This is a genomic window from Phyllobacterium sp. (assembly GCF_037994405.1).
Taxonomy (GTDB): Bacteria; Pseudomonadota; Alphaproteobacteria; order Rhizobiales; family Rhizobiaceae; genus Phyllobacterium.
Map to the genome: position 1 here is coordinate 1 of NZ_JBBNAN010000440.1, position 2,325 is coordinate 2,325.

2 protein-coding genes and 2 pseudogenes are annotated in these 2,325 nt (G+C 57.4%); 3 read left to right on the forward strand and 1 reads right to left on the reverse strand.

Features of this window, described 5'->3' with window-relative positions:
• Window positions 1-279 precede the first annotated feature (279 nt).
• Together AAAC48_RS23950 and AAAC48_RS23955 are read left to right on the forward strand one after the other, a co-directional pair.
• A pseudogene (locus AAAC48_RS23950) lies at window positions 280-407 on the forward strand (IS6 family transposase); the annotation flags it as partial.
• Window positions 381-777, forward strand: a pseudogene (locus AAAC48_RS23955) (transposase); the annotation flags it as partial. The pseudogenes AAAC48_RS23950 and AAAC48_RS23955, both read left to right, overlap by 27 nt.
• Window positions 778-880: 103 nt before the next feature.
• On the opposite strand, the gene AAAC48_RS23960 reads toward AAAC48_RS23955, so the two are convergent.
• The gene (locus AAAC48_RS23960; protein ID WP_340656590.1) at window positions 881-1,915 is read right to left on the reverse strand and encodes an L-idonate 5-dehydrogenase; all 1,035 of its coding nucleotides are present in this window, start codon (window positions 1,913-1,915) and stop codon (window positions 881-883) included.
• Between the two features lie 154 nt (window positions 1,916-2,069).
• Between AAAC48_RS23960 and AAAC48_RS23965 the strand changes: the two genes are divergently transcribed.
• Window positions 2,070-2,325 (forward strand): SDR family NAD(P)-dependent oxidoreductase (locus tag AAAC48_RS23965; RefSeq protein ID WP_340655284.1); only part of this gene is annotated, 256 nt, incomplete at its 3' end.

Here is a 2,325-nt window from a genome sequence, read left to right on the forward strand (position 1 = left end):
GCTTCGAGGAATTCGGGACGGCCGGCAATGCATCCGCGATCCAGGCGCTACCCGTTTCGGAGATGGCGAAACGTTATCAGTCTGGGAAACTGGATCCAAAATTCGGTTGAAGGATGCGCGGGGTAGATGCGTGGGCGCAATTCACGTTCACGGTGTTTTTGCCCGCGCTTCATGATCCGAGGCTCGGTTGCAACATGGCGGGTATTTCTCCGCCCATCAGCACTCTGCCTGGCACTGTAAACTTAACCAGTTGGCGATGTTTCTTTGTAACTTTGAGTGATGACCGAGGCCCGTGATCCACTCTATCGCCGTCATTTCCAGCTGAAGTTATCGCCGAGGCGGTGTGGCTGTACTTCCGCTTCCCGCTTAGCCTTCGCATGGTGGAAGACATGCTTGCCTACAAGGGCACAGCCGACGGAGCCTATGACGGCAAGCCAACCTATCGGGCCGTCCTGCAGCATAGCAGCACGGCGAGCGTCGTCATTCCACCGCGTTCGACGGCGGTGGAAAGCGGTTCCGCCGGGCCACCCGGGGGACAAGCACATAGCGACGATCGCAAAAGACGGTCGGCTGCAATGGCAGGCGGCCACTGGATACGGCAAGCGTGCGCTGATCGAAACCGCCATCGGGCGATACAAGGCTTCAATCGGACGACGCCTGCGGGCCCGATCCTTTCCGGCTCAACAGACAGAGGTCGCCATCGGTTGCGCCGTTCTCAACCGCATGCTGGCATACGGACGCCCGGAGTCCGTCCGCTGCCAGGACAAACAGGCATAACAGGGGCATCAAAGATCGAACTGCGTCGAACTTCGGCTCGGTGCACCAACGCCAGTGGATCACGGACGGATGTCATGGAACAAATGCTGCACATGGGCCCGCCTCAACTGAAAGCCAGATGCACCTTCATTGAACGGCTACGGTCGCCCGCTATCTCGAAAGCCTTGATCGCCTCATCAAGGTTGAAGATGCCAGTTAGCAACGGTTTGACATCAACGGCCTGTCGATTGATAAGATCGACAGCCAGCGCGAATTCTTCATGGAAGCGAAACGAGCCGCGCAGATCGATCTCTTTCGAAACGATCATATTTTGCGGTATCGAAATGTCGCCGCCAAGGCCGAGCTGCATCAGGACACCACGCGGACGAAGGGTTTCCAGGCCAGCCCTCAGAGCGCGTTCGTTGCCGGAGGCCTCGAACATCACATCGAAATAGCCCTTGTTGATGGAATAGGCGGCAAGTCCTTCTGCCTGCTCCGCCACATTGATCGTGCGGTCAGCACCCACTTCGCGTGCTTTGACGAGGACCGCATCCATCACATCGGTGGCGATAATTTCCTGCGCACCATGTGCCCGGGCAGCAAGGATGGTCAGCGCGCCGATAGGACCACAGCCGGTAACGAGCACTCTTTTGCCAAGTAGCGAACCGGCGCGATTGACCGCATGGAGCGTCACCGCGAACGGCTCGGCAAAAGCCGCTTCGTTGATCGACACGCCGTCAGCCACTTTGTGGCATTGCCAAGCCTCTGCGATTAATCTTTGTCGGAAGGCGCCTTGAATATGCGGCATTGGCATGGCGCTGCCGTAAAATCGCATGCGGACGCAGTGGTTTTGCATGCCCTTCAAACAATAGTCGCACGTGTTGCACGGTCTGCTTGGCGAGACGGCAACGCGATCGCCGATGGCGAACCCGCTGACGCCCTGACCCAATGCCCTGATCGTCCCCGCGATTTCGTGACCGAGGATCATCGGTTCGCGCAAACGGATCGTACCGAAGCCACCGTGATTGTAATAATGGAGGTCGGAGCCACAGATTCCACCCGCCTCAACGGCGATGTCCAACTGGCCCGCGCCGGGATCACCCGGGTCTCTCTCTTCGACGCGCAAATCCTTGGCAGCATGGATGACGACGGCTTTCATGGTTTCCTCCTTGCCCGCCAGATTCTCATATGGGACGCATTCTGACGGGTAGCACTTGAATATGTTATCGATAACATTTATGTCAAGCATAAGAAGTGGTGTGGCTCGTTCCATGCATCGGATTTGACAATAAAATGAGGTAGGAGCGCCGACTATGCCCAATTCGCTGTTCAGTCTCGAAGGAAAGATCGCCCTTGTTACCGGGTCCAGCCAGGGAATTGGTTTCGCCTTGGCAAAGGGCCTGGCAGCACACGGTGCCACTGTGATCATCAACGGCCGGGACCAAACCAAGGTCGATACAGCGGTCGCGGAGCTGGCGGCTGGCGGGTATAATGCACATGGTTCGAATTTCGATGTGACGGACCTTGAAGCCGTGAAAAGCGCGGTCAACCAGATTGAAGCTGAAACAG

What these genes read in the sequence shown, in the direction of transcription:
- AAAC48_RS23960 (WP_340656590.1), bottom strand. Translation starts at nt 1,915, where the DNA reads ATGAAAGCCGTCGTCATCCATGCTGCCAAGGATTTGCGCGTCGAAGAG.